The sequence below is a fragment of the Bradyrhizobium sp. Kon10 genome, from assembly GCF_055807395.1.
Genome location: NZ_JBVVOZ010000387.1, coordinates 1 through 238 on the forward strand (window position 1 = coordinate 1; position 238 = coordinate 238).

At 61.3% G+C, this 238-nt stretch carries 1 pseudogene; it reads right to left on the minus strand.

The features are described 5' to 3' along the window. Nucleotides 1-140 (minus strand): annotated as a pseudogene (locus AC0L2O_RS37465) (putative urea ABC transporter substrate-binding protein); the annotation flags it as partial. Nucleotides 141-238: the final 98 nt, after the last annotated feature.

Genomic DNA, 238 nt, shown 5'->3' on the forward strand with positions numbered 1-238 from the left:
GAGAGATAGCCCCACGGCATCCAGCCGACATAGATCGACCAGCATATCTTGAAGTCTTTCTTGGGCGCCGCGCCGGCGGCGGAAATTATGGGAAGGCCGAGCGATGCGGCTAGGATGATTGCGGCCAGCTTGCGAAGCATTGCGTACCCCTGTTCGCGATCCGGATTGCGACCGGACTTGATGTTGGGGTTTGCGAGCGCGCATCCGGGAGAGGTTCGCGCCAGCAAACCCGTGCAGG